Origin of the sequence: Gluconobacter wancherniae NBRC 103581 (assembly GCF_007988885.1) — a bacterium.
Lineage (GTDB): Bacteria > Pseudomonadota > Alphaproteobacteria > Acetobacterales > Acetobacteraceae > Gluconobacter > Gluconobacter wancherniae.
On the sequence record NZ_BJUZ01000001.1, the window covers coordinates 1,303,554 to 1,328,084 of the forward strand.

22 protein-coding genes are annotated in these 24,531 nt (G+C 55.8%); 10 read left to right on the forward strand and 12 right to left on the reverse strand.

Annotated elements, in window-relative coordinates; all coding sequences use genetic code 11:
- The first annotated feature begins 48 nt into the window (after positions 1 to 48).
- Positions 49 to 2,148 (forward strand): ATP-dependent DNA helicase RecG, encoded by a 2,100-nt coding sequence (recG, locus tag GWA01_RS06100; RefSeq protein WP_146794962.1) that lies wholly within the window; start codon positions 49 to 51, stop codon positions 2,146 to 2,148.
- 126 nt (positions 2,149 to 2,274) lie between these two features.
- Positions 2,275 to 3,945 carry a GGDEF domain-containing phosphodiesterase gene (locus GWA01_RS06105; RefSeq protein WP_228118381.1) on the forward strand — a complete coding sequence of 557 codons (1,671 nt, stop codon included), beginning with the start codon at positions 2,275 to 2,277 and terminating at the stop codon, positions 3,943 to 3,945.
- 40 nt (positions 3,946 to 3,985) lie between these two features.
- On the opposite strand, the gene GWA01_RS06110 is transcribed toward GWA01_RS06105, so the two are convergent.
- Positions 3,986 to 4,987, reverse strand: coding sequence for a lipid A deacylase LpxR family protein (locus GWA01_RS06110; protein ID WP_146794966.1), 1,002 nt, complete (start codon positions 4,985 to 4,987; stop codon positions 3,986 to 3,988).
- Positions 4,988 to 5,264: 277 nt separating this feature from the next.
- On the opposite strand from GWA01_RS06110, the gene GWA01_RS13310 reads away from it, so the two are divergent.
- On the forward strand, positions 5,265 to 6,005 hold the full coding sequence (locus GWA01_RS13310) for a cold-shock protein (RefSeq protein ID WP_276508677.1): 741 nt from the start codon (positions 5,265 to 5,267) through the stop codon (positions 6,003 to 6,005).
- A 129-nt stretch (positions 6,006 to 6,134) separates the two neighbouring features.
- Here GWA01_RS13310 and smpB read toward each other — a convergent pair whose 3' ends face one another.
- From smpB to GWA01_RS06135, 4 genes are read right to left on the reverse strand one after another with little or no spacing between them, the layout of a single operon-like run.
- Positions 6,135 to 6,629: an SsrA-binding protein SmpB gene (gene smpB / locus GWA01_RS06120; protein ID WP_146794970.1), complete on the reverse strand. Its 495-nt coding sequence runs from the start codon at positions 6,627 to 6,629 to the stop codon at positions 6,135 to 6,137.
- A gap of 9 nt (positions 6,630 to 6,638) precedes the next feature.
- Entirely contained in the window at positions 6,639 to 7,532 is an 894-nt protein-coding gene (dapA, locus tag GWA01_RS06125) for a 4-hydroxy-tetrahydrodipicolinate synthase (RefSeq protein WP_146795601.1), read from the reverse strand.
- Positions 7,533 to 7,587: 55 nt separating this feature from the next.
- Positions 7,588 to 8,424 (reverse strand): prephenate dehydratase, encoded by an 837-nt coding sequence (locus tag GWA01_RS06130; RefSeq protein WP_146794973.1) that lies wholly within the window; start codon positions 8,422 to 8,424, stop codon positions 7,588 to 7,590.
- Positions 8,424 to 9,149, reverse strand: coding sequence for a 3-deoxy-manno-octulosonate cytidylyltransferase (locus GWA01_RS06135; RefSeq protein WP_146795603.1), 726 nt, complete (start codon positions 9,147 to 9,149; stop codon positions 8,424 to 8,426). The genes GWA01_RS06130 and GWA01_RS06135 overlap by 1 nt, the downstream gene beginning before the upstream one ends.
- A 76-nt stretch (positions 9,150 to 9,225) precedes the next feature.
- Between GWA01_RS06135 and GWA01_RS06140 the strand changes: the two genes are divergently transcribed.
- The 3 genes from GWA01_RS06140 to GWA01_RS06150 all read left to right on the forward strand — a co-directional run bounded on the left by GWA01_RS06140 (position 9,226) and on the right by GWA01_RS06150 (position 12,912).
- Positions 9,226 to 10,014, forward strand: coding sequence for an inositol monophosphatase family protein (locus GWA01_RS06140; protein WP_146794975.1), 789 nt, complete (start codon positions 9,226 to 9,228; stop codon positions 10,012 to 10,014).
- Positions 10,015 to 10,112: 98 nt separating this feature from the next.
- A complete protein-coding gene (gene serA / locus GWA01_RS06145) occupies positions 10,113 to 11,360 on the forward strand; it encodes a phosphoglycerate dehydrogenase (protein ID WP_146794977.1) in 1,248 nt (415 codons plus the stop codon).
- 49 nt (positions 11,361 to 11,409) lie between these two features.
- Positions 11,410 to 12,912: a YifB family Mg chelatase-like AAA ATPase gene (locus GWA01_RS06150; RefSeq protein ID WP_146794979.1), complete on the forward strand. Its 1,503-nt coding sequence runs from the start codon at positions 11,410 to 11,412 to the stop codon at positions 12,910 to 12,912.
- On the opposite strand, the gene metC is transcribed toward GWA01_RS06150, so the two are convergent.
- Positions 12,909 to 14,138: a cystathionine beta-lyase gene (gene metC / locus GWA01_RS06155; RefSeq protein WP_146794981.1), complete on the reverse strand. Its 1,230-nt coding sequence runs from the start codon at positions 14,136 to 14,138 to the stop codon at positions 12,909 to 12,911. The two genes, GWA01_RS06150 and metC, sit on opposite strands and share 4 nt — an antisense overlap.
- Positions 14,135 to 14,968, reverse strand: coding sequence for a sulfurtransferase (locus GWA01_RS06160; protein WP_146794984.1), 834 nt, complete (start codon positions 14,966 to 14,968; stop codon positions 14,135 to 14,137). Before GWA01_RS06160 ends, metC begins: the two co-directional genes overlap by 4 nt.
- 110 nt (positions 14,969 to 15,078) lie before the next feature.
- Between GWA01_RS06160 and GWA01_RS06165 the strand changes: the two genes are divergently transcribed.
- Together GWA01_RS06165 and GWA01_RS06170 are read left to right on the forward strand one after the other, a co-directional pair.
- Positions 15,079 to 16,158 carry an AI-2E family transporter gene (locus GWA01_RS06165; protein WP_146794986.1) on the forward strand — a complete coding sequence of 360 codons (1,080 nt, stop codon included), beginning with the start codon at positions 15,079 to 15,081 and terminating at the stop codon, positions 16,156 to 16,158.
- Positions 16,155 to 16,781: an endonuclease/exonuclease/phosphatase family protein gene (locus GWA01_RS06170; RefSeq protein WP_146794988.1), complete on the forward strand. Its 627-nt coding sequence runs from the start codon at positions 16,155 to 16,157 to the stop codon at positions 16,779 to 16,781. The genes GWA01_RS06165 and GWA01_RS06170 overlap by 4 nt, the downstream gene beginning before the upstream one ends.
- A gap of 3 nt (positions 16,782 to 16,784) precedes the next feature.
- Here GWA01_RS06170 and cls read toward each other — a convergent pair whose 3' ends face one another.
- The gene (gene cls, locus GWA01_RS06175; RefSeq protein ID WP_146794990.1) at positions 16,785 to 18,197 is read right to left on the reverse strand and encodes a cardiolipin synthase; all 1,413 of its coding nucleotides are present in this window, start codon (positions 18,195 to 18,197) and stop codon (positions 16,785 to 16,787) included.
- Positions 18,198 to 18,313: 116 nt separating this feature from the next.
- Between cls and GWA01_RS06180 the strand changes: the two genes are divergently transcribed.
- Positions 18,314 to 19,030, forward strand: coding sequence for an arginyltransferase (locus tag GWA01_RS06180; RefSeq protein WP_146794992.1), 717 nt, complete (start codon positions 18,314 to 18,316; stop codon positions 19,028 to 19,030).
- A 13-nt stretch (positions 19,031 to 19,043) separates the two neighbouring features.
- Here GWA01_RS06180 and parC read toward each other — a convergent pair whose 3' ends face one another.
- Positions 19,044 to 21,248, reverse strand: a complete 2,205-nt coding sequence (gene parC / locus GWA01_RS06185; protein ID WP_146794995.1) for a DNA topoisomerase IV subunit A — start codon at positions 21,246 to 21,248, stop codon at positions 19,044 to 19,046.
- On the opposite strand from parC, the gene GWA01_RS06190 reads away from it, so the two are divergent.
- Positions 21,225 to 21,701 (forward strand): serine protease family protein, encoded by a 477-nt coding sequence (locus GWA01_RS06190; protein WP_146794997.1) that lies wholly within the window; start codon positions 21,225 to 21,227, stop codon positions 21,699 to 21,701. The genes parC and GWA01_RS06190 overlap by 24 nt on opposite strands.
- Here GWA01_RS06190 and recO read toward each other — a convergent pair.
- The 3 genes from recO to rpsB all read right to left on the reverse strand — a co-directional run bounded on the left by recO (position 21,627) and on the right by rpsB (position 24,398).
- Positions 21,627 to 22,454: a DNA repair protein RecO gene (recO, locus tag GWA01_RS06195; protein ID WP_146795000.1), complete on the reverse strand. Its 828-nt coding sequence runs from the start codon at positions 22,452 to 22,454 to the stop codon at positions 21,627 to 21,629. The two genes, GWA01_RS06190 and recO, sit on opposite strands and share 75 nt — an antisense overlap.
- Before the next feature lie 137 nt (positions 22,455 to 22,591).
- A complete protein-coding gene (gene tsf, locus GWA01_RS06200; RefSeq protein WP_146795002.1) occupies positions 22,592 to 23,497 on the reverse strand; it encodes a translation elongation factor Ts in 906 nt (301 codons plus the stop codon).
- A 100-nt stretch (positions 23,498 to 23,597) separates the two neighbouring features.
- On the reverse strand, positions 23,598 to 24,398 hold the full coding sequence (rpsB, locus tag GWA01_RS06205; RefSeq protein ID WP_146795005.1) for a 30S ribosomal protein S2: 801 nt from the start codon (positions 24,396 to 24,398) through the stop codon (positions 23,598 to 23,600).
- Positions 24,399 to 24,531: the final 133 nt, after the last annotated feature.

The window sequence follows — 24,531 nt, forward strand, 5'->3', positions numbered from 1 at the left end:
TCCACGCCCTGTCAGCCCGAAGGATCCTTGGGGAACACCTTAAGAGCAATGTCGTCCAGCCTTACGTCTCACGAACTCGCCCCACTACTTGCCCCTCTGACGTCCCTTCCGGGTGTCGGCCCGCGGCATGCAACCCTTCTGGAGAAGATCTCCGGTGGGCGGCGGGTTCTGGATCTGCTGTTCACGCTCCCGGAGCGGATCGTGGACCGCAGACCGCTGCGTTCAATCTCGCAGGCGGAGAAAATTGCTCCTGGAGAAATTCTTACGGCGCGCGTGCGTGTCCTGTCCATCAGGCGTGCAACGCGACCGGGGCAGCCCAGCATCATCCGTACGGAAGACGATACTGGAACTCTCGACCTGGTTTTCTTCCAGACACGCAACATGCCCGCACCAGTCAAAGGCGCGGAACTGATCGTCTCCGGTAAAACCGGCTGGTTTCAGGGGGCCATGACGATGCCTCAGCCTGACCACGTAATGGAATGGAGCAAGCGCGGGAATTTTCCATTCCTTGAGCCCGTATGGCCACTCACTGCAGGCCTGTTTCCCTACACCGTCCGCAAAGCCATGAAGGCGGCTCTGGCCCTGCTACCCGATTTCCCCGAATGGCAGGACGAACCGCTTGTAAAAAAGCGCCGCTGGCCGGGCTTTTCAGAGGCGCTTAAGCTTCTCCACTCGCCAGAAATCATTCCTGTTGAGGCTGCGTGGGAATCAATCTGTGAGCGGGCCAAGACGCGTCTAGCAGCAGATGAACTTCTCGCGGACCAGCTCTGCCTAGGGCTAGCCCGCCTCAAAGCCCGCCAACGTCCTGGCCGAAGCCTCAAAGGAGACGGGTCCCTTCGTCGTGAATTACTAGAGCGCTTTGGTCACAAGCCCACGGCCGCACAATCCCGAACCATCACCGAAATTTCGAAAGATCTTGTATCTACGGAGCCCATGATGCGCCTTCTTCAAGGCGATGTGGGAGCCGGAAAAACGCTGGTGGCTATGGTCTCGATGCTACAGGCCGTAGAGGCAGGATATCAGGCCGCACTCATGGCGCCCACAGAAATCCTGGCACGACAGCATTTCGAAACGCTATCGAGGTTATGTCCAACCAACTGCATCTATCTGAGCGGCAACGTCAAAGGAGTGGCACGCCGCGAGGCCCTTCGCCAGATTGAGGACGGCACGGCGCGCATCGCCATTGGCACACATGCCCTGTTTCAGGAGGGCGTCGCATTCGCTGATCTTGGGCTTGCTGTCATTGACGAACAGCATCGCTTTGGCGTCGAGCAACGTATGAAACTCGGCTCCAAAGGGACCATGACAGATATTCTCGTCATGACCGCAACACCCATCCCGCGGACGGTACAGCTCACCGAATGGGGCGAAATGAGTGTGAGCCGACTGGATGCCAAGCCCGCAGGACGCCAACCCATCAAGACCACCCTCCACGACATGGCAGCTCTTGATGATGTCCTGGGGGGAATCGCTCGTGCACTTTCAAAAAACGTCCAGATCTTCTGGGTCTGCCCCCTGATTGAAAACAGTGAGACACAGGCAGCAGCCGCAGCGGAGGACCGATGGGCAGAGCTTACAAAGCGCTTCGGTCCGATCATCGGGCTTGCACATGGCAAGCAGGATATTAGCGTTCGGCAGGCCAGCCTCGAAGCCTTCCGCTCTGGCGAGACGCGCATACTGGTTGCCACAACAGTCATTGAAGTTGGCGTCGATATCCCAAACGCCTCCGTAATGGTGATCGAACACGCAGAACGCTTCGGGCTGGCCCAGCTTCATCAGCTTCGGGGGCGCGTTGGACGTGGCGCAATCCAGTCTTTCTGCCTTCTCCTCCACGACAGTGAGAGCACCGCAACCGCTATACGCCGCCTGTCACTTCTACGTGATACTGAAGATGGCTTCGTGATCGCTGACGAAGATTTCCGTATTCGGGGAGGAGGTGATCTGGCAGGCAGCAGACAGTCCGGCCTTCCAGGATTTCGCCTTGCTACCGGGCCAAGGCTTAACCTTTTAATAACGGCGATGAGTCAGGATAGTCGACGAGAACTATCAAATGATCCTGATCTCAAAGGCGAACGCGGATCAGCTCTTAAAATTCTTCTCGATCTGTTTGATCGCTCAAACCCAGACAGACTTCTCATTTCCGGATAGATAGAGGAATTGTGCTAAGAAATTGATACTACTTTTCTTAATAAACAAAAGGCTCATGGGCCGCATTTTTGTGGGTAATTTAACATGAGTTTTCCTGCGAAAAATTCTTTAGCGGAAACCAATTCATTGACCTCCGAACAACAGAAAAATATCGAAAAATCCTTCCTCAGAATTGTCATTCAGACCACAGGCCATTCTGCTGCTTTTATTTTAAGGAAAAACCCTGAGGGTCATTTTCTGGAAACGTCGCGAACAGGAAAAATTCCTCCGGAACTCATTACCGACAGTTTTCTGAAAGCGCTGACAGACCTCACATCTCCCAAAACAACGCAGATTGGCAGTGACTGGTCCTCACTCGCCCTCCCTCTGACGAGCGCCGCATTTTCAAGCGACGAAGACAAACTTCCGTATGGCTTTGTTATCGCTTTCAGTGCGCTGGGAAACACGGTTAGCGCGTGCACACCTGAAGTCATCAACGATATCGTCCTTTGTGCACAAGAAATTCTGCCTCCGACGAATTCTTTGGTGAGCAATATAGTTAATCGCGCAGCGCTCCCGGGAAGAACCGAAAGCTATAGCGCGCTCGAAACGATGACCGCACAAGCAAAGAAAAATGAAAAGCCAGTAAATTTCGGACTTATCAAACTTAACCTTTCCAATCTTACCCTCATAAATGAGCGCCATGGCTGGGAAAATGCGGACATTATTCTTGATGAAGTTGTGCAGAGACTGAAGCAACTGCTGCCCGATGAGAGCTTTCTCGGTTATCTGGGTGGTAGTCATTTCATGATCATGACGCCACTGGGCTATAGCGCCATCAATACCAAGTCCTTGGTCAATTCCATTCTGAGGCTCACAGTCACTCCCATTTCCATCGGTGCAGGACAGCTTCCTTTCACGCTGTCAGTGGGCTGGGCAATGTTTCCGGCTGACAATCAGAATGCCGAAGAACTTCTTCTGGAAGCACGTGCAGCGTTGGCAGAATCAAACCGCTTTGGCGGCGGTCATGACTATCGTGCCACGAAGGAAATCACGACGCGCTTTCAGACCTTCTCCAGCCTGGAACAAGATCTGTCACGCGCAGTGAAACATGATGCGCTGTTCTTGACTTGGATGCCTATCGTAGAAACTGCATCTCAGCATATTATCGGGCATGAAGCCCTCTTGAGGTGGAACAGGCCTGGCTTTGGCGAAGTCGCCCCAGAGCTCTTTATCCAATGCGCAGAAGAAGCTGGCATCATTGAGCAGCTTGATGGCTGGAGCCTGAGAACCGCCTGTAAAGAAGCAACGCGATGGAGAAACGATCTCCGGGTCTGCGTGAATGTTTCACCCGTCTGGCTGGTCAACGAGCGCCTTTCCTCCCTAGTCGCGGAAGTCCTGAAAGAAACAGGCCTTGCGCCCGAGCGCCTCCAGATCGAACTTTCAGAGTGCAGCCCTTTCGGACCACCGGCCATTGCCCATAAAGAAATGGCTCGTGTACGTGCTATGGGCGTACGGATCGCACTGGATGATTTCGGACGTGGCTATGCTTCGCTTGAAAGGCTGAGTAATTTTCCACTCGACCAGATCAAGCTGGACCGATCGTTCATGCAGGGACTGGGGGAAAATATGCGCGTGGACGATATTATGCGCGCCGTCCTGCGACTTACACGATCACTGAATATCACATGCTGCGCCAAAGGCATCGAAACCGAATATCAGATGGCTTTTCTTGATACTTATGGTTGCGAAGAAGTACAGGGATACCTGCTGGGCGCCCCGGTAAGAGATCGGGAAATCCCCCCTCAGATTGACTGAGGGGAAAGCAGCGCCACCCAATACTGGCGCTGCACAGGCATCAGAACTTTACAGAAAGCTTGACGGATCCGTAATTAAACAGGCCAGCCTTCTGCGTCTTGAACTGAGCAGTCTGCCAGTTCTGGCTGTAGGACAGGCGCATACCATGCCACATCACAGCGAGACCTGCATGGATCTCACCCACATCCCACGTTTTGCCAACATGAGGTGCATTGGGGCGAAAAGTACTGCCCTCAAGAGTTGCGTCGTAACCGACAGCCTGTCCTTCTACACCCCCGTAGAAATACCAAGCCAGCGGACGGGTTGCGCGGAATGCGTCCGTACCATCAAGCCCCGGGCCAATGGTCGCATTACCGAAATCACTATCCAGCCCCTGACCAATGCGAACATTTGTCGCAACATCAGCATAAGTACGATAATCGCCGGCAGCACCTGAAGCAGCAGGCAGAACATCCATGTGAACGCCATAAAGCGATGCGACCGGGAAGCGCCAGATCCTGCCAGCCTGAATCTGCATAATTGGCTGGTTTGCCAACTGATGGGACCAACCCTTGTTGGGCGTATCACTGATCAGATTATGAAATCCGTTCTGAACCTGACGTCCGAGTCCTGCAGGCCCCATTGCGCCAAACTGGATTCCCATGACAGTCCGGGAGAAATCCGTATCATTAATCAGGTTCACTGTTCCCAGCAGCAGACCTGAATAAGGGCGGTCGCTGGAAGGTGGATTGGCATCCTGAGTCGCACGCGGTGTGTAGATCAGCTGCTGCAAACCAATACTGATTCTCTGGACACCAGAGCCCATCAGAAAATGGTTAAGGTTTGCGATCGGAGCCGGAAGATTGTCGGTTCCCGAAGTCCAGTTAATGCGAAGACCAGACGTGTAGTACTGATCAGAAGTACCCTTAAGCGTTGAAACTGCGTCATTTTCCCCCTGAATGGTCCAGGTACCATAAGGATCCTGAAGGGGTGTTGCCTGAGCGGGGAGAGCCGTTGCAGCCAGAGCCAGCAGTCCACAGGAAAGTATAATTCTGGTTTGCATGCACGCCTCTTCTTTAACCCGGAATCACGCCCCGGCATCGACATGATCTCTATGTCATTTCCTCAGATCAAAAGCAAAAAATGACTTCACCTTCATGAGATCATTTTAAATTCCTCATGAGATTACGTTTTTAGGACTGTTTCATCTGGCAGGTCGCAAAAGAACCATGCTAGGGATTGCATTGAGGCAAAGGCTAAACAGCCACCTCGAAATTATTCAATACGTGGCGGGAGGGGATTACCTTTCGCTGCGCCCCAAGGATCTCGGGATTAGACCGTTGAGAAACAACAGAACCGACCGCAGCTCACACTCACCGCGCCGCGGCGGGTTTGACGACGACTTCATGTCCCAGCCATCTTATGGCGACCGCGGTAACAGCTACGGCGGCGGCAGCTATGGTGGCGGTGGCAGCAGCTACGGCGGCGGTGGCAGCAGCTATGGTGGCGGCGCTCCGCGTCGTGGTGGCCCTTCCGTCCTCGCATCAGGCCCGGAAATCAATGCAACCGTAAAGTGGTTCAACGGCGAAAAGGGCTTCGGCTTCGTTGAACTGGCAGACGGTTCTGGCGACGTTTTCCTGCACGCCAACGCTCTTTCCACAGCTGGCTTCAGCACTGTGAACCCAGGTGCAACACTCTCGGTTCGCATTGGTCAGGGCCCGAAGGGTCGTCAGGTTGCGGAAGTTATTTCCGTTGACGAAAGCACTGCAGAAGCTCCCCGCCCCCGCGCACCGTTCGCCGGTGGCGGCGCAGGTCCCCGTTTCGGTGGTGGTGCAGCACGTCCGGGCCGTCCGGCTCCTGACATGTCCCAGTCTGAAGAAATTCGCGGCATCGTTAAGTGGTACAACTCCACGAAGGGCTTTGGCTTCATCACGCCAGAATCCGGCGGCAAGGACATTTTCATCCATGCTTCCGCTCTTGAGCGTTCTGGCATTGCTTCCCTCAATGAAGGTCAGGCGACCAACGTGAAGGTTGTTCAGGGCCAGAAGGGTCCAGAAGCCGCTGCAATCAGCGTCGACTGATCCTAGGATCTACTCCTGAGAAAGGGCCGCTGCACTTTTGCAGCGGCCCTTTTTTATGCATGAATATCAAACAACTTCAGGCAGTCTGCTAACCTTTAAAGGCCCCCTCTTCGAAAGCAGAAGGGTTGGCTAGTAATCCTTACCTTTACTCCGAACCAGACGCGCCTTGTCGCGCTGCCAGTCACGTTCTGCGATCGCGTGGCGCTTGTCTTCTTTCTTCCGTCCCTGCCCCAACCCTAAAGTAACCTTGGCTACACCACGGTCGTTGAAGTGTATGTCCAAAGGGACAATCGAAGATCCTGATCGGCTGACTGCGCCCAGAAAATGATCAATCTGCTTACGATGAAGCAAAAGCTTGCGCGCGGCGCGCGTATCAAACCGGGAAAGCACGCCTCCCTGATACTCGGGAATGTATGAGTTAAAAAGCCAGAGCTCTCCATCCCGTTCTGCTGCATAAGCTTCAGTAATAGTGGCACGACCGAGCCTCAGGCTTTTCACCTCCGGCCCTTTCAGGACAATGCCTGCCTCTGTCGTTTCAAGGATCGTGTAGTTGAATCGGCCTTTCCGATTCTGCGCGGCGATTCCGTGTGAAATCATTCCGCTTTTTGTCTTCTTTCCGGCCATATCCCCGTATCAATCCAGAAGTTCAAGGGAGCGTAAGGCTGCATCAACCATCTGCTTTGTCGCCTCAAGAGGCTCTGCCAAAGGAAGGCGCAGCGTTGGTGTGCACAACCCCAGTCTGGACAAAGCGTATTTCACAGGTCCCGGGTTGCTTTCCCGGAACATAGCATCGTGCAACGGACTTAAACGGTCCTGAATAGCGATTGCGTCCTGCAAGCGACCTTCCTGCCAGGCAGTATGCATCTGGGCGCAAAAATGGGGTGCAACATTTGACGTAACACCGATGCACCCGTCTCCGCCTGCACCGAGAAAGGACAATACAGTGTTGTCATCACCAGAAAGCTGATTGAAAGGCTTTCCTGTAACGCGACGCATGACGATTGGCCGCGCGAGATCCGCCGTTGCGTCTTTCGTGCCGACAATATTGGCATGTGCGGCAAGGCGTTGCATCGTCGCAGGAGCCACGTCCACTACCGACCGACCCGGAATACAATAGAGCCATATCGGCAGGGGAGTCGCGTCTGCAATCGTCATAAAATGACGGTACAGACCTTCCTGCGTCGGTTTGTTGTAATAAGGGACGACGACAAGCAGGGCATCAGCACCAACAGTATGGGCATGCTTTGCCATACCAACAGCCTCAACCGTGCTGTTGGAACCTGCTCCCGCCATCACAGGCACACGCCCGGCAGAAACTTCCACACAATGTTCGATAACGCGTCCATGTTCCTGATGCGTCAGGGTCGGGCTTTCACCTGTTGTCCCTGCTGGAATCAGTCCGGTCGTACCGCCATTGATCTGACGCTCAATCAGTTTCGCCGCGACATCATAATCTATCTGGCCATCAGCACTCATCGGCGTGACCAGAGCAGTCAGCGATCCCCGAAACCTTGTCATGTCCGCCATTGTCTCTGCCCCTGCTTGCGTTTGCGGCATTTCCTTACGCTCCCCTGTCAGTGCGTCAAGCACCATCTCGGGAAAGACTTCGTGGGTAGACACCCAGAATTCTCAAGTTGTCACTGACCTCTCCCAGTTCGCTCAATGCCATTGAAAGCGCAGGCTGCTCAGGATGCCCCTCAACGTCCATGAGGAACTGGGTGGCCGTGAAGGAACCATTGAGCATGTAACTCTCGATACGGGTCATGTTGATGCCGTGCCTGGAAAACCCGCCGAGTGCTGCATAGAGCGCGCCCGAGCGGTTCCTCACGCGCATCAGCAGCGTCGTCAACGTATCATGCCGGGAAGGATCTGGCCGACAGGGCTCTTTGGCCACGCGATAAAAGCGCGTGGTGTTGTGCGTGGCATCCTCAACATTGCAGCGCAAGAGGTCCAGACCATTCAGTTCGCCGGCAAGCGAGGACGCAATCGCTGCATCTTCCGGGTTGTTCCACTTCGCAACCAGTTCAGCCGCGCCTGCAGTATCAAACTCCGGCACTGCCTCTGCGCCGAGTTCAGAAATCAGACTACGGATCTGCCCCAGCGCGACCGGATGCGTATGAATCCTGCGAATATCCGAAATGCGGGTACCTTTGACAGCAAGCAGGCAATGCTCAACCCGCTGGAAATGCTCGCCCACGATATAAAGATCGGCATCTGGGAGGAGCGAATGAATATCAGGAACACGCCCGGCGAGCGTATTCTCACACGCCAGCATCGCCTCATCCGCACTTCCTACATGGACAGCTTCAATAGCTTCGGCGAATGTGCGGCACGGGAGTGTCGTCCATCCTGGCTTGACCATGCGACACAGAAGGTCCGAATAGGCCCCGGGACGGCCCTGAAATGCAATGATCGGCATCAGACCAGTCCTCTTATGCGTTCAAGATCAAAAGGCGTGTCCACACCCAGAGGCGCATGGGAAATCCGCGCGCATCCAATAGTCATTCCGGCTTCCAGCGCCCGCAACTGTTCAAGGCTCTCGCGACGTTCGAGGGCCGATGGTGGTAGCGAGACAAAACGCGCCAACGCTTCCCGCCGCCACGCATACACGCCAACATGATGCCAGTGCTCTCCCTCTCCCCACGGCAGCACCTGCCGGGAAAAATACAAAGCTCTCGCTACATGGGAATTTTCAAAAGAGCAGGCAATCTTCACAACTGAAGCAGCATCCCGCTCTTCAATGTTCATTACCGGGGCGGCAAGCGTCCCAATATCGAAGCCAGGCAGTTTCAGCGGCTCCAGAACATTATGGAGTGTCGTCGGGTCGATCAGCGGCAGGTCGCCCTGCAGGTTGATGACCACATCATGGTCACGCTGTGGATCAATCTGTTCAAGCGCCGCATGCACCCTGTCCGAGCCGCTTGCCAAGGCCGATTCGGTTAGAACACCGCGCACATTTTCAATTCCAGAAACAGCATCCAGAATTTCCTGATCTCCAGCCGCGACGACAACCGTTCCCAGCCCACTTTGAAGGGCTCGATGAACCACGCGCAAAATCATGGGAACACCGCCGATATCAGCAAGGGCCTTGCGCGGCAGGCGGGTCGAGGCAAGTCTGGTGGGAATGACGATGATCGGACGCATGGTGGTGTTGATGCCGCTGCGACCGTCCAGCGTCAATCTCATGCAGTGCTTTCATGGCGAGGATCAGGAAAAGAATATGGACGACTCCCTTCTGCTTGAGGCTCTGGACGTCGCGCAGGCCTGTGCAGATATCGCCCGCGAAACTGTCCTGCCCTATTTTCGGACGTCCATCCGTGCCGACGCAAAATCAGACGACAGCCCAGTCACAATTGCAGACAAGGCCGCCGAGAAGGCCATGCGCGCTATTCTAGAAAAGCGCCTTCCACACCATGCCATCCTTGGTGAGGAAGCAGGAATGAGTGGTACTCAGGGAGACTGGCTCTGGGTGCTGGACCCCATCGACGGAACAAGGGCGTTTCTCACGGGCCGACCAACCTTCGGCACGCTGATTTCGCTTTTTCACAAAGGAAAACCTGTTCTCGGGCTGATCGATCAGCCCGTAACCCGGGAGCGGTGGACGGGTATCAAGGGACACCCTAGCACATATACATCCGAGCTGATGCCCGGCGTCATTGGAACCCGTAGTGGCCTGACGCTCTCAGAAGCCGAACTTTCCTGCACGTCCCCCGAGATCATGACACCGGCACATACCCCCCGCTTCGCAGCCCTGCAGAAACAGACCCGCCGGACCTCATGGGGTGGAGACTGCTATGCATATGGCCTGCTTGCCCTTGGGCAGATCGATATCATTGCCGAATGCACAATGAATCCGTGGGACTGGGGAGCGCTGGTGCCAGTGATCGAAGGAGCAGGCGGCAGCATCACTGACTGGCATGGTGCGCCGCTGTCTCTCGACAGTGACGGGACCGTCCTGGCGTGTGGAGATGGCAACCTCCTCGCTGAGGTCGTGCGACACCTTTCCTGAAAGGCCCTGATCGGCTAGGCAGGTGCCCCGGTCGGGATGGGCCGGAAACTGGTTGAAATGTAACCGGAACGTTCCGGTTCAAGACCCGGGACGGAAACATGGAAACGCATTTCTCACTTCCCAAAAATAAGATTCGCATCCTTCTTCTTGAAGGTATCCATGAAAGCGCAGTCGCCCATCTCGCTGCACAGGGCTATCATGAAGTCACGCGCCTCAAGGGCGCTCTCGAAGGAGAGGCCCTGAAAGAAGCCCTGCATGGCGTGCACATGGTCGGCATTCGCAGCCGGACCCAACTCAGCCACGAAATGATCGAAGCCGCAGATCGACTTATGGCCATCGGCTGCTTCTGCATCGGCACAAACCAGGTCGATCTCGAAGCGGCTCGCATGGCGGGGATCCCTGTGTTCAATGCCCCCTTCAGCAACACACGCTCCGTGGCAGAACTGGTCATGGGCGAAGTTGTCATGCTCATGCGCCGCATCCCTTCCCGCTCGGTCGCATGCCATAATGGCGGGTGGGACAAGTCCGCTAACAATGCCTGGGAAGTTCGAGGCAAGACGATCGGTATCGTAGGTTACGGTTCGATCGGATCGCAACTCTCGGTTCTGGCCGAAGCCTTCGGAATGCGCGTCCTGTATTACGACGTCATGACCCGTCTTCCACACGGCAACGCAGAACCCGTCGCCACCCTGCAGGAACTTCTAAGCCAGTCTGACGTGGTGACACTTCACGTGCCACAGACTCCGGAAACCGATAACCTGATCGGAGAAGCGGAAATCCGGGCAATGAAGCCCAATTCGATCCTCCTCAACAACGCCCGTGGAAATGTTGTCGATCTGGACGCACTTGCGGCCGCACTCAAAGACGGCCACCTCATGGGCGCCGCAATTGATGTATTCCCCGTTGAGCCAAAGAACGCCCAAGAGCGTTTCTCAACGCCCCTTCAGGGTCTCGACAACGTCCTTCTCACGCCGCATATCGGTGGCTCCACCATGGAAGCCCAGGAGCGGATTGGCGTGGAAGTAGCCCGTAAACTTGCGGATTATTCCGACGTTGGTTCCACGATTGGCGCCGTGAATTTCCCGAGCGTTCAGCTTCCAGAGCGCCCACGTGGCACACGCTTCATGCATGTCCACGCCAACCGCCCCGGAATCATGCGCCAGATCAACGAGCTGTTTTCTGCTGAAAACTGCAACGTTACAGCTCAGTTCCTGCAAACGGACGGTGAGCTCGGATATGTAGTCGTAGAAGCAGAATCCAATCCGGAACTGGATACGAAGCTTCTTGAAGGTCTCCGCGCTCTGGACGGAACGCTTCGGGCCCGCCTGATTTATCAACGCTCCTGATTGTGCAATCTTAACCAATTGGAAATATTTTATGGCTAGGGTTCGTTTCATGACGAGCCCTAGCCAGACTTCACCAAGCCTTGCCCGTATCCAGAGCTTTGCATTCTCCGGAATTGAAGCCGTTCCCGTGACCGTGGAAGTTCAGCTTTCCAGTGGCCTGCCGGCGTTTCTGGTGGTCGGCCTTGCGGACAAATCAGTTGGCGAAGCCCGGGAGCGCGTACGCGCTGCTTTAACCGCTATGGGCCTTGCTCTCCCGCCAAAGCGCATCCTCATAAATCTCGTTCCGGCAGACCTTCTCAAGGAAGGTGCCCATTTCGACCTGCCCATCGCTATTGCGTTGCTGGTCGCAATGGGAATTATTCCATTTGAGTCTGCGTGCGCCTATGCTGCTGTTGGTGAACTTTCCCTTGATGGCCGTATCAATCCGGTGGCTGGTGTTCTCTCCGCTGCTCTGGGCTCCGTAGAACTTGACCTTGGCCTAGTATGCCCTGCCTCCCAGGGGCGTGAGGCCCGGTGGGGCGCACCTGAGGCTGATATTTTGGCTCCGGCTACTCTGGCAGAACTTGTTGCTCATTTTCGTGGTGATCAGGTTTTGACGCCAGTTCCCGATGCCGAAGCTAATGCCCCTGATTACGGACCAGATCTTTCGGACGTCAAAGGCATGGCAATCGGTCGCCGTGCGTTGGAAATAGCTGCCGCAGGTGGACATTCACTTCTCATGAGCGGACCGCCCGGCGCTGGAAAGTCCATGCTCGCCAGTCGTCTAGCAGGAATTTTGCCAGACCTAACCCGAGAAGAAATGCTCGAAACAAGTAGGATCCATAGCGTTTCTGGCATGCTGAAAGATGGAAGACTGGTCTCCAGACCGCCATATCGTGCGCCACATCACAGTGCGAGCCTACCTGCAATGGTGGGCGGTGGCACGAAAATCCGACCAGGAGAAGTGAGCCTGGCCAATAACGGCGTGCTTTTCCTGGACGAGCTGCCAGAATTTTCACGCTCATGCCTCGAGTCCCTGCGTCAGCCAATCGAGACAGGATCAATCTCCATCGCCCGTGCAGCACAACACATCACATTTCCTGCGCGTTTTCAGTTCGTAGCCGCCATGAACCCCTGTCGCTGCGGATATCTCGGAGATCTTGAAAGATCCTGCCGCAAGGCACCCCGATGTGGAGAAGATTACAGCGCAAAAATATCCGGTCCTATGCTGGATCGCATGGATCTTCGGGTTGAAATCGTACCGCTATCGCCGATTGAAATCAGCCGCGCACCCAAGGGCGAAGACAGCGCGACAGTCAGAAAGCGGGTAGAAATTGCCCGTGCAAAACAGCTTGCCAGACAGGGAGAGTGCAATGCCCGAACGTCTCCAGAACCCTTTGTCATGGAAGAAAACGCACGCGATATGGCAGAGCAGGCATCCGAAAAACTGCGCCTCTCCAATCGTGGCCTGACGCGCTTGCTCCGCGTTGCCCGCACGATCGCAGACCTTGATGAGAGCGAAGATATTCAGCGCCACCATATTGCGGAGGCGCTGGGTTTCAGGCAGCGCTAAACAGCGATTTCAAGCCCTTCAAGACCATTGGCAAGATCGGCCTTAAGATCATCAACAGCTTCCAGACCGATCTGTAGCCTGAACGCTGCAATCTCGGAGGGTGCATCCTGCGCAGTACGGTTGATTCGGCCCGTTGTGGGGAGAATAAGGCTCTCATACCCCCCCCACGAAGCACCGATGCCAAACATCTTCAGGCTATCCACCATCCGCTCCATGGCAGCCACGGAAATATCCGCACGAAGCTGCACACCGAACAAACCACTCGCACCACGAAAATCGCGCTTCCAGTTTTCATGTCCGGGACAATCTTCCAGAGCCGGATGCAGTACCCGTGATACTTCAGAGCGCGCCTTGAGCCATTGCGCAAGCTCAAGAGCCGAACGCGACTGATGTGCCAGGCGCACAGCCATCGTGCGCAGCCCCCTCAGCGTAAGCCAACAGTCATCCGGCCCGGCGCATTGCCCCAACTGGATCGCAGCATCACGAAGCTTCTTCCATAGCCCCTCATCCGCAACCGTAATCGATCCGATAATGACATCCGAGTGACCGACCGGATATTTCGTCAGCGCCTGAACAGATACATCCACCCCATGCTCGAACGGCTGGAAGACGCCGATACCCCACGTGTTGTCCAACACCAGAAGCGCACCCGCTTCATGTGCCGTCCGGGAGAGCATCGGGATATCCTGCACTTCAAAAGTGTGGCTACCCGGACTTTCGGCAAAGAGGAGTTTTGTTTCAGGGCGAATCAGCGCGCGTATTTCGTCCTGCGTCGCAAGAGGCGCGTAATACGTTGTGGCGATACCCATTCGGGCAAGCATCGTGTTCGCGAAACGGCGTGTTGGGCCATAAACTGAATCCGGCAGGAGCAGGTGATCTCCACTCCCCAGAAACGCCAGCAACGGCGTTGTACAGGCACTCAGCCCCGAATTAACGACCTGCGTGTGCGTGCCACCTTCGATATCGGACAGCAGCTTCTCAAGCTCGTGCTGTACAGGCGATCCCATGGCGCCATAAACCAACGCATGATCATGGCTGTTGCGGCCATTCGCAGCCATCGCCTCAAGCGTCGGAAACAGTACGGTCGAGCCGCGCGCAACAGGCAGGTTCACGAACTCGCCACTCTCAGGGATACGCTTGGAACGCCCACCCTGAACAAGCGTTGATGCCAGACGCGCCCAGCCCTGGCTCACATCATCCAGCGTCCCGTCAGAATTGGTGCTCATACTTTTCCTGTCACAATCGGTGCCTGCGGGTCACTGCCCCATTCGGCCCAGGACCCATCAAACATTGCCCCTGAGGGCAAACCTGCAATTTCCAGTCCAGCCAGAAGTGTCGCAGCGGTCAACCCTGAGCCACAGCTTGCAATGACCTTTCGGCCCGCTACCGGGGCGAAGCGTGTGCGTAAAACATCCGGCTTTAGAAAAAAGCCTTCGGCATCCAGAAGACCCGTCCAGTCAAGATTGAGAGCCCCCGGCATATGCCCTCCCCGTACACCCGGACGCGGTTCTGGAACTTCCGCAGCAAACCGCGGAGCACTTCGCGCGTCGAGGACAATACGATGATCATCACTCAAAGCAGCCAGCACATCTCCCGCACCTGCAAGCAATCCATACTCCAGACGTGCCCGATAAAGCGCTGGCACAGGCTCATGAACCGGGCCGCTTTCAACAGCGCCACCGACTTCGCGCCATGCTTTCAGGCCACCGTCAAGAATACGAACGTCGCGGTGGCCAAAAAGTCGGGCCAGCCACCAGCCACGGCATGCTCCCGCGCTACCGCGCTGATCATAAAAAAGAATCGGTGTATCTTCAGTAAGGCCCAGTGCGCCCATGAGTGCGCAGAAACGCGCCACCCCCGGCACAGTGTGCGGATATGCGCTCTCAGGGTCGGAGAAGACATCAATATCAAACCGGCGCGCACCCACCATGCGTGCCTCAGCAAAAGCCTTGTCCGGGTCGCCTTTCTGACCAGGCAAAAGCACACTGGCATCAAGGGGAACGTAGCGGAGGCCTTCCGAAAGGATCGCCTGAGCGTCAAGAAGAGGAGATATCATTCGATCAACATAGGTCGAGGGGTGCGTAGGGCGCCAGAGCGTGCAAGAGTGTCATATCATGAACACCTCGTCTGCCGCCCCGTAATGAATTTCCAAGGCAGCATCGCCCAATGACGACCGAACGGATCCTCCTCGGACTTCTGCTAGTCGGAATCGCCTATGGATGTGGCATTATTCTCTGGCCATTCCTTTCGGCAATTGTCTGGGCTGCAATCCTCACATTCGCCACGTGGCCGATATACCGTCGCCTGAGACGGCGTATCAGTTCGGTGCTGGCCGCCATCGCCATGATGATCCTGAGCGCCGTGACGATCATCGTCCCACTCGCCGTTCTAACTTCGGCTGGCATCAGTGACATCCCGGCACTGATCTCCGAAATGGATGCACTCCTGCTGCGCACGACCACCGCCAGCACGCCACCGGACTGGATGGACCACGTACCTCTGGCAGGACCGTATCTGATAAGTATCTGGCATAATTTCAGTCACGATGTCGGCGCGCTCACAGAAGTCATCCGCCCTTATGCGGGACAGATTGCCCACATCATGCTGAGCATTCTCGTGCGACTGGCCAGCGGTATTGCCGAACTTGCGATGGCTCTGTTCATTGCATTCTTCCTGTGGCTGAACGGCGATTCCCTTGGCTACACGATCACATCCCTGATCAGCAGAATCGCAGGCCCACGCGCCGCTCCGAGACTCATCAACGTGATCGGGCGGACAATCCGCGGTACGGTATATGGTATTCTCGGAACTGCGATCGTCCAGGGTGTCCTGACGGGCATTGGCCTCATGATTGCCGGTGTTCCCTCGCCGGTCCTCCTGGCTGGCGTCACGGCATTCGTTGCTGTTTTCCCCATCGGCGCACCATTGATCTGGATCCCTGCTGCCATCTGGCTCGCGATGACGCACCATCTGGGCTATGGCCTCTTCCTGGCCACTTATGGTGTGCTCATCATATCAGGCGCAGACCACCTCATCCGCCCGGCGTTCATCTCTCGAGGCGCACAACTGCCATATCTCCTGACCGTCCTGGGCGTTCTGGGCGGTGTGGTGGCGTTTGGTGGCCTCGGGATTTTCCTTGGTCCCGTATTGCTGGCAGTCGGGTACACGCTCACAAGCGAATTCGCGGCCGGGCCACATCGCCCTGAGCCCAAACACCCACTTTCCCTTCCGGAGTCCATGCATTGACCCCCCTACTGTCGTCGGGCGCACCATTCAAGGTTCTGAGCTGGAACCTTCTGCGCTGGGATGGCGCATCCGTTGAAGACGTCCTCACCGTTATCCGGTCCGAAGACGCAGACATCGTTTTGATGCAGGAGGCCCAGGAACCCGTTGATATGCTGCCTGAGGTTCTTGGCGGCTACTATGCGCGTATTCCACTCCCTGGCCGGCCGCATGGCACAGCCTGCTGGAGCCGCATCCCGTTTGTGAAGCCACCGGCATCCTGCACGCTTCCAAGTGGGCTCGTGGTCAGGCGGACGGCACAGATGATCGACTTTGGGTCGTTTTCCCTTGCCAATGTTCATCTTTCACACGGCCAGATCCTCAACCGCCGCCAGCTTCTGAGAATTAGCGGCCTGATGCGCCACCGCGCCGTCATCGTGGGTGACTTCAACCTTGTCGGCCCCGTTATGCTCCGTGGCTTTCACGACGTTGGTCCCCGCGAAAAAACACATCGGATGCTCGACAAGCTGCCCCTGCGTCTGGATCGTTGTCTGGTGCGCGGCCTAACACGTGTGGACACCCATGCACTACCGCGCTTTGGCTCAGATCATCGCCCGATATCAATTACGCTCCGCCTTGGAAACTGATCCTCAGAGGTACGGGAGAAAAAGCCTGACTGCAGAATTTCGAAGCTGCACCAATAAGGATTTACGATCGATATCGTGATGCGTGAGTCGCGTTCCGCGGTGCTTGTCCATGAACGCAGCCAAATCACCGGCGACCTTGGTATCGTAGATTTCAAGATTGATCTCAAAATTCAGTCTGAGCGAACGAACATCCAGATTGGTGCTTCCCACAAAGCTCCACTCTTCATCAACCACCATAAGCTTGGAATGGTTGAACGGAGGTTTGGCCATCCAGATTCTGCACCCTGCATCAAGAAACTGCCGCAAATTGGCATCACGGGCATAATCGATCTGAGGATGATTGCTGCTGCGCGGAACAACCACGTCGATCGTAACGCCCCGCAGCGCCGCCAAATTCAGTTCGGTTGAAAAGCGATCATCAGGAATGAAGTATGGCGTCATGAACCGGACATGACGCTTGGCCAGAGTGATGGCCTGAAGCATCCCGAATTCTATCTTTTCAAGATCTGCATCCGGGCCAGACGTCACGATGCGCATCGGGATATCACCCACCGGTACCGGTGAGGGCAGATAGCGATGCCCTTCAAGCTCTTCACCTGTCGTGAATGCCCAGTCCCATGCGAATGCTTCAGCCAACTGATGCACGACGGGGCCTTCCAGACGGAAATGCGTATCGGCAACGGGCAGCTTGGTTCTCAGACGAAGAAGGTTTTCCTCCCCAATATTGAGCCCCCCCATGAAGCCTACCCGACCATCCACCACCAGAATCTTGCGGTGATTACGCAGGTTGATGAACGGCATGCGCCAAGGCCATATGGAGTGCATGAACTGCGCACAATGAATTCCGTCGCGTGCCAGCCTGCGTTTAATTCCACAGAAAAAATAGCCGCTCCCGATTCCATCCACGAGAACACGGACTTCCACACCGCGTTTCTTCGCGGCTCCAAGCGCATCTGCAAAATCGTTGCCAACCTGATCTGCCCGAAAAATATAGGAGCACAACATGATGGAATGACTTGCAGCATTGATCGCTTCAAGCATGACCGGATAGGCATTGTCCCCGTCATGCAGGCAGGTCACGGCGTTCCCCTGCAACAAAGGCCGCTCCGTCAGCCGTCCCAGCATTCTGGCAAGCGGGCCCAGATTGCCGTCCATGACATGACGTAGTTGCGCCAGCGGGTCACCTCCCTCCCAGACATGCCGGTTCATCATCTTTTTGGCCCGGCGATGCACCCGGTTGATCCCGAACATCAGATAAAGCGCCGTACCAAGCAGCGGCATAACCCAGCATACGCCAATCCAGCCCGCACACGCCGCCGTGTTGCGCTTGTTCAGAAGAGCGTGAACCGTCACCAGGACAGGAAATCCCCAACGTAGAATCGTCAGAAAAATTCCAAGAAGCGTCGTGTAGGTCATAGATATCCAGAAAAGAGCTTCCCAAACTCCATATCAGAACATCTTGGATGCGTACTGACACTGGATTGGCTACGCTGCAAAATGGTAATTGGTTCAACTAGGAGAGGAGCGACCCGATGCAACACCGTCCACAGCTCTTCTACACGACTGAGCCCGCTCCCTGCCCTTATCTGCCTAATCGCCTGGAGCGCAAGGTCCTCACGGATCTTAGCGGTGAAAATGCTTCAGCACTGCATGACCGCCTGTCACAGGCCGGATTCAGACGCAGCCACTTCATGGCCTATGCGCCTGTATGCGTTGGATGCCGTGCATGCGTGCCTTTACGCATTCCCGTAGCCACATTCCTGCCCACACGGACACAGCGCAAGGCCCAGAAGCGGTTGCAAAAGCTTCATATCCAGATCCTTGCGCCAGTAACCACCGACGAGCAGTTCGCGCTCTTCGAACGTTACCAGCACGTACGCCACGCAAATGGCGACATGGCACTGATGAAACGCGCCGATTATGACGCATTGATCTCTAACACGCCTGTACAGACATCCGTCATCGAATTCCGCACGGAAGACGGCTCGCTGGTCTGCGTCAGCCTCGTAGACCGCCTCGGAGACGGATTATCCGCTGTTTATACGTTCTATGACCCTGCCGACCCCGCGGCTTCATGGGGTAGCTGCTCGATCCTATGGCTTATCCAGGAAACAGCACGGCAGGGGCTAGGGTTTCTCTACATGGGCTACTACGTGCCCGGCAGCAGAAAAATGGACTACAAAGCCCTCTATCAACCAGCCGAAACGCTCCATGACGGGCACTGGTACCCGTTCTCGAAAGCGCCTTAACCAACCAAAAGCGTTACTTGCGTAGCATCCATTGTGGCGCCGGCTTACCCACCGCCCCGCGCCGGGATTCCAGCGCTGTCATATCGGCAGCAGACCGGGGGCGCTGTCCTTCCTGCCAGACAAGGCCTTCTGCCATCGTGAAAACACGAAGACTTCTCAGCGTGCTGTCTCCAAGCTTCTGCAGTGCCACGCCGCTGCCACGAGCCATTTCAGGCACCTGATCAATCGGGAAAACGAGTGCGCGCTTGTTATGCCCAAGCGTCAGTACATGCGTGCCATCGGCCGGAATGCACTCGAACACACTCTCGCCGTCCTTAACGTTGAAAATCTGTTTTCCTGTGCGCTTCTCGGCTGCGATATTGCCGTCCAGAACAATCATTCCGCGCCCACTTTCGGACGAAATCAGACGCTTTCCACCTTCAACAAGATTGAACAGCGTGACCACCCGCTCTTCCTGAGACACTTCGGCAAGCGTACGGACGGGCTGTCCAAATCCACGGCCACGCGGCATGTCGGCTGCCCGCAGCGTAAATGCCTTACCGCCACTCGCTAACAGACACAGCCGGTCCGTGCTCTGACATTCAACAGCAAGCCAGCCCTCGTCTCCCTCTTTGAAACGATGACTCTGTGGATCCAGCCCATGACCCTTCATCGCCCGTATCCAACCTTCGCGGGAAAGCAGAATGGTCAGCGCTTCACGATCAACTTCAAGGGCCGCCGTAATGTCGATGGGCTTGGGAGGCTCCGATATCAAAGTACGACGATCACCCAGCGCACCACTGCCGAAACGCTTGATGGTTGCATCCAGATCCTTGCCAATACGCGTCCAGCGCCTCTTTTCAGAGCCAAGCAGCAATTCCAGAGACTTGCGCTCGTCCTCCAGCTTATTGCGCTCCTTACGGATCTCCATTTCCTCAAGGCGACGCAATGAACGCAGGCGCATATTCAGCACGGCTTCGGCCTGAATATCCGTCAATTCAAAAGTCCGCATCAGACTTGCCTTGGGCTCATCTTCCTCTCGGATAATGCGAATGACCTCATCCAGATTGAGGTAAACCGCCAGAAACCCATCAAGAATTTCTAAACGACGCATGACTGCGGCGAGGCGGTGGTTCGAACGCCGGACCAAGACCTCATGAACATGATCAAGCCAAGCCCTGAGAACCTGCTTCAACGACAGAACACCCGGAACACGATCTCCACCAAGGACATTCATGTTCAGGCTGAAGCGATTTTCCAGAGCGGTATTGCGATACAACGTTTCCATCAGGACTTCAGGCTCACAGCCTTTGGTCTTGGGTTCGAGCACGAGACGCATATCCATCGTGCTCTCATCACGAACATCCCCGAGAAGCGGCAGCTTGCGCTGATCCATCAGCTCCGCAATCTGCTCGATCAGGCGTGACTTCTGTACCTGATAGGGAATTTCAGTGACGACAATGACCCAGGTGCCGAAGCGCCCCTGCTCCACTTCCCATTTCGCACGCGTGCGGAAACTTCCACGACCGGTCTCATAAGCACGTACGATCGCATCGCGTTCCTCGACCAGAATCCCACCCGTGGGGAAATCAGGGCCAGGCATCAACTCAACCAGCTCGGCAACGCTGACGTCGGGCTTCTCAATCAGCAGCTTGGCTGCCAGACATATCTCGCCAGCGTTGTGCGGCGGAATACTCGTCGCCATACCGACCGCGATACCGGCAGCACCATTGGCGAGCAGGTTCGGAAATGCTCCGGGGAGCACAATCGGCTCTTGATCTTCATTATCGTATGTTGCACGAAAATCGACCGCATCATCCTCGATGCCCTCCAGAAGCGCCTTTGCAACTTCCGTCAGTCGACTTTCCGTGTACCGCATCGCGGCCGCACCATCGCCGTCGATGGAGCCAAAATTTCCCTGCCCCTCGACCAGCGGGTAACGAACCGCAAAATCCTGTGCCAAACGCACGAGCGCTTCATAAACTGATGAATCGCCATGAGGATGGAACTTACCAATCACATCACCCACAACACGTGCACACTTTTTAAACCCTGATGTGGGATCAAGGCGTAGCTGTTGCATCGCGTAAAGGAGGCGCCGATGTACCGGCTTGAGGCCGTCACGGACGTCCGGCAGGGACCGGGCCATGATGGTCGACATCGCATACGCAATATATCGCTCGCTCAGTGCCTCCGCGAGCTTGGTATCTTCGATATGACCAGCCAAATCCGCGCCCATGAAACTCCCCTTTTCCTGCATCCGATTAGACACTGGCGACCCCTTCTGTCCAGCGTCCTCCTCACAATGGTTGTCGCATGCTCGCCCTACAGGCCCATCCAGCGTGCAGAAAATGATTTTGCGCTCGCTGGCTTCAAGGCCCATCCCGCAGATACGACCGCCAGATGGCAGATGATGAATCTTCTTCCTGCCAATACCCTCACATACCGCATGAAAGAGAATCAGGCCGTCATGCTCTACGCAGATCCAACCGCCTGCGGATGTGTATATATGGGGTCACCTGCTGCATACCGCGCCTATATGGGCTCACATAAGATCAATCTGCTGGATGAGCGCCACATGACCGCTGAGATCAATCAGCATCCCGGTTGGGACTGGTCAGTCTGGAATAACAGTGCCGACCCCGATGTCGTCAGCGGCATCCGACCCAGCTCCTTCCAGCCCGTCTACTAAGGCACTCTCTTCCGCAATCGGCAGACATAAGCGCACTATGCGCTCATATAACCGCTCCCGTGCGGAGGGAAGCGGCAGATTACGCACGCCAAAAACGGACCGCGCCAAAAAGTGGCCTGTAAGCAGCATTCCGTCCTTCCATCCCTGCGCGTCGCCGTCGTCGTCCGAGTCAATGAAAAGCCGTGGCAACGGAAGAAGACGATTCTTCCAGGTGCCAGCTCCCTCATCACTCACCGAGCACCCCGTGCGAGGGGAAACATAGCAAAGATTGTCCTTCATGCCTGTCACAGCGCAGCGCTCAAGATCCAGTCCATAGCCCAGAACTTCCAGCATAAGACATTCCCACCGAAGATACGGCGCCATAGGTGGTGGTTCTGGGGCAACACCCACCAGCGTCAACAGCCTGATCAACTCCATGAAAAGTTCAGGATGTGATTCGCGCTCAGGCAGAGCACCATCTGTAAGTGCACATGCACTACTGATCATCCCAAGCGGGATTGGCAAATCCAATACACGCGCCGCGGGGCTCTGCACCAGTTCTGCACTCACTGTACCCAGCTGATCTGCCAGTCTCGCACGCCAGTGAGCCATGACAAGGTTTCCCGTCTGCCACAAAGAAGCCTGTCGTCGGGAAGCACCACCACGCACAACCCCGTGGCACACACCATGCTCTTCGCTAAAAAGATGCACCAGCACGCTGGTCTCGCCATATGGACGGACTGACAGAACAATTACAGCTGCTTCCCATTCCATATGAACATCTCGCCTTCAACGGGGAATTCCAGAGCAGTCAGATCGCCGAAACAGAAAACCCCTGCCCACGAATGCGGACAGGGGTTTTCCAGAACGACTTGCCAAAAGCACCTTCAGGCACTTTCTGAAAGAGACATTCAGCCGCCAGCAGCCTTGGCCACTTCTGCAGCGAAATCGCTTTCTTCCTTTTCGATGCCTTCACCAAGGTGAAAACGCTCGAAAGCAACAAGCTTGGCACCAGCCTTTTCAACGATCTTGCTCACGCGGGTTTCACCATCATGAACCCAGACCTGCTCCAGAAGAACGACTTCTTCATAGAACTTGCGAATACGGCCTTCGACCATCTTTTCGATAATGGCTTCTGGCTTACCGGACTCACGAGCCTGCTCGATGAGAACAGTGCGCTCACGCTCAAGTGCATCCGCATCAACACCCGTAATATCCAGGGATGCCGGACGTGTCGCTGCAACATGCATACCGATCTGACGGCCAAGCGTCTCAAGAGCTTCGCTCTCAGAGGGTGCTTCGATAGCAGCGAGAACGCCGATCTTGCCGATGCCAGGGCGCAGGGCACCATGAACGTAACTTGCGACAACGCCTGAGGAAACGCTCAGAACTTTCGCACGACGCAGAGACATGTTCTCACCGATCGTCGCGATCAGGTGCGTCATTTCTTCAGCAACTGTACGGCCGGACGGGAGCTGTGCTGCCTTCAGGACTTCGAGATCGTCACCCGCCTTCAGGGCAGCGTGAGCAACCTGCTCGACGAATGCCTGAAACGCATCGTTACGACCCACGAAATCGGTCTCGGCATTCACCTCAACCATGGCAGCGCGATTCTTCTCGGAAGCAACGCCAACCAGACCTTCCGCCGTAACACGACCGGACTTCTTGGCAGCCTGAGCAAGACCCTTCGTGCGCAGCCAGTCGATAGCGGCGTCGATATCGCCTTCGACTTCCGTCAGAGCCTTTTTGCAATCCATCATGCCTGCGCCGGTCTTCTCGCGAAGATCGCGCACCAAGCCTGCAGTGATTTGCGCCATTTCTCTTATCCCTTGAAAAGTTCATGCGGTCAGGCGCTACCGCCCGACCGCATGTCCATGTTTCAGATGTCAGTATTCGCCAGAATACCGACAAGCCGTATCAGTTAGCAGCAGCGGGTGCAGCAGCCTGCTCTGCTTCTGCCGGAGCTTCTGCAACAACAGCTTCAACCGGGAGCTCTTCCGCAGCGCCGAAATCCTGACCCGATGCAGCGAGCTCAGCAGAGATTCCGTCGAGCACTGCAGACGACACAAGGTCGCAATACAGGGTGATGGCACGAATGGCGTCATCGTTACCTGGGATCGGGTAAGTAATGCCATCCGGGCTGGAATTGCTGTCCAGCACTGCAATCACAGGAATGCCAAGCTTGTTGGCTTCTTCAACAGCCAGCTTTTCCTTGTTGGTGTCGATGATGAACAGAAGATCAGGCAGACCGCCCATTTCCTTGATACCACCGAGAGAGCGCTCAAGCTTCTCCTTGTCACGTGTGATATCGAGGACTTCCTTCTTGGTCAGACCAGCCGTATCACCGGAGAGCATTTCCTCGATCTGGCGCAGACGCTTGATGGAACCCGTGATGGTCTTCCAGTTCGTCAGCATGCCACCGAGCCAGCGATGGTTCACGTAGTACTGACCGCAACGGTTAGCTGCCTCAGCAACATGCTCAGCTGCTGCACGCTTCGTGCCAACGAACAGAACGCGGCCGCCACCAGCAACAGTATCACGAACAACCTTCAGCGCACGATCCAGCATTGGAACTGTCTGCTGCAGGTCGATGATGTGAACCTGGTTGCGGGTACCGAACAGGTACGGCGCCATTGCAGGGTTCCAGCGGCGCGTGTGGTGTCCGAAATGAACACCGGCTTCAAGCAGCTGACGCATTGTGAAATCAGGCATAGCCATGATTTAATTCCTTCTCTCTGGTTAGTCCTCCGCATGACGACGCCCTGGAAAACCGGGACACCAGCGAACCTCAAGGTCATGCGTGCGAATTTCCTTCCCTCAGTAGCCGAAGTTTACGGCTATCAAAGAAAAG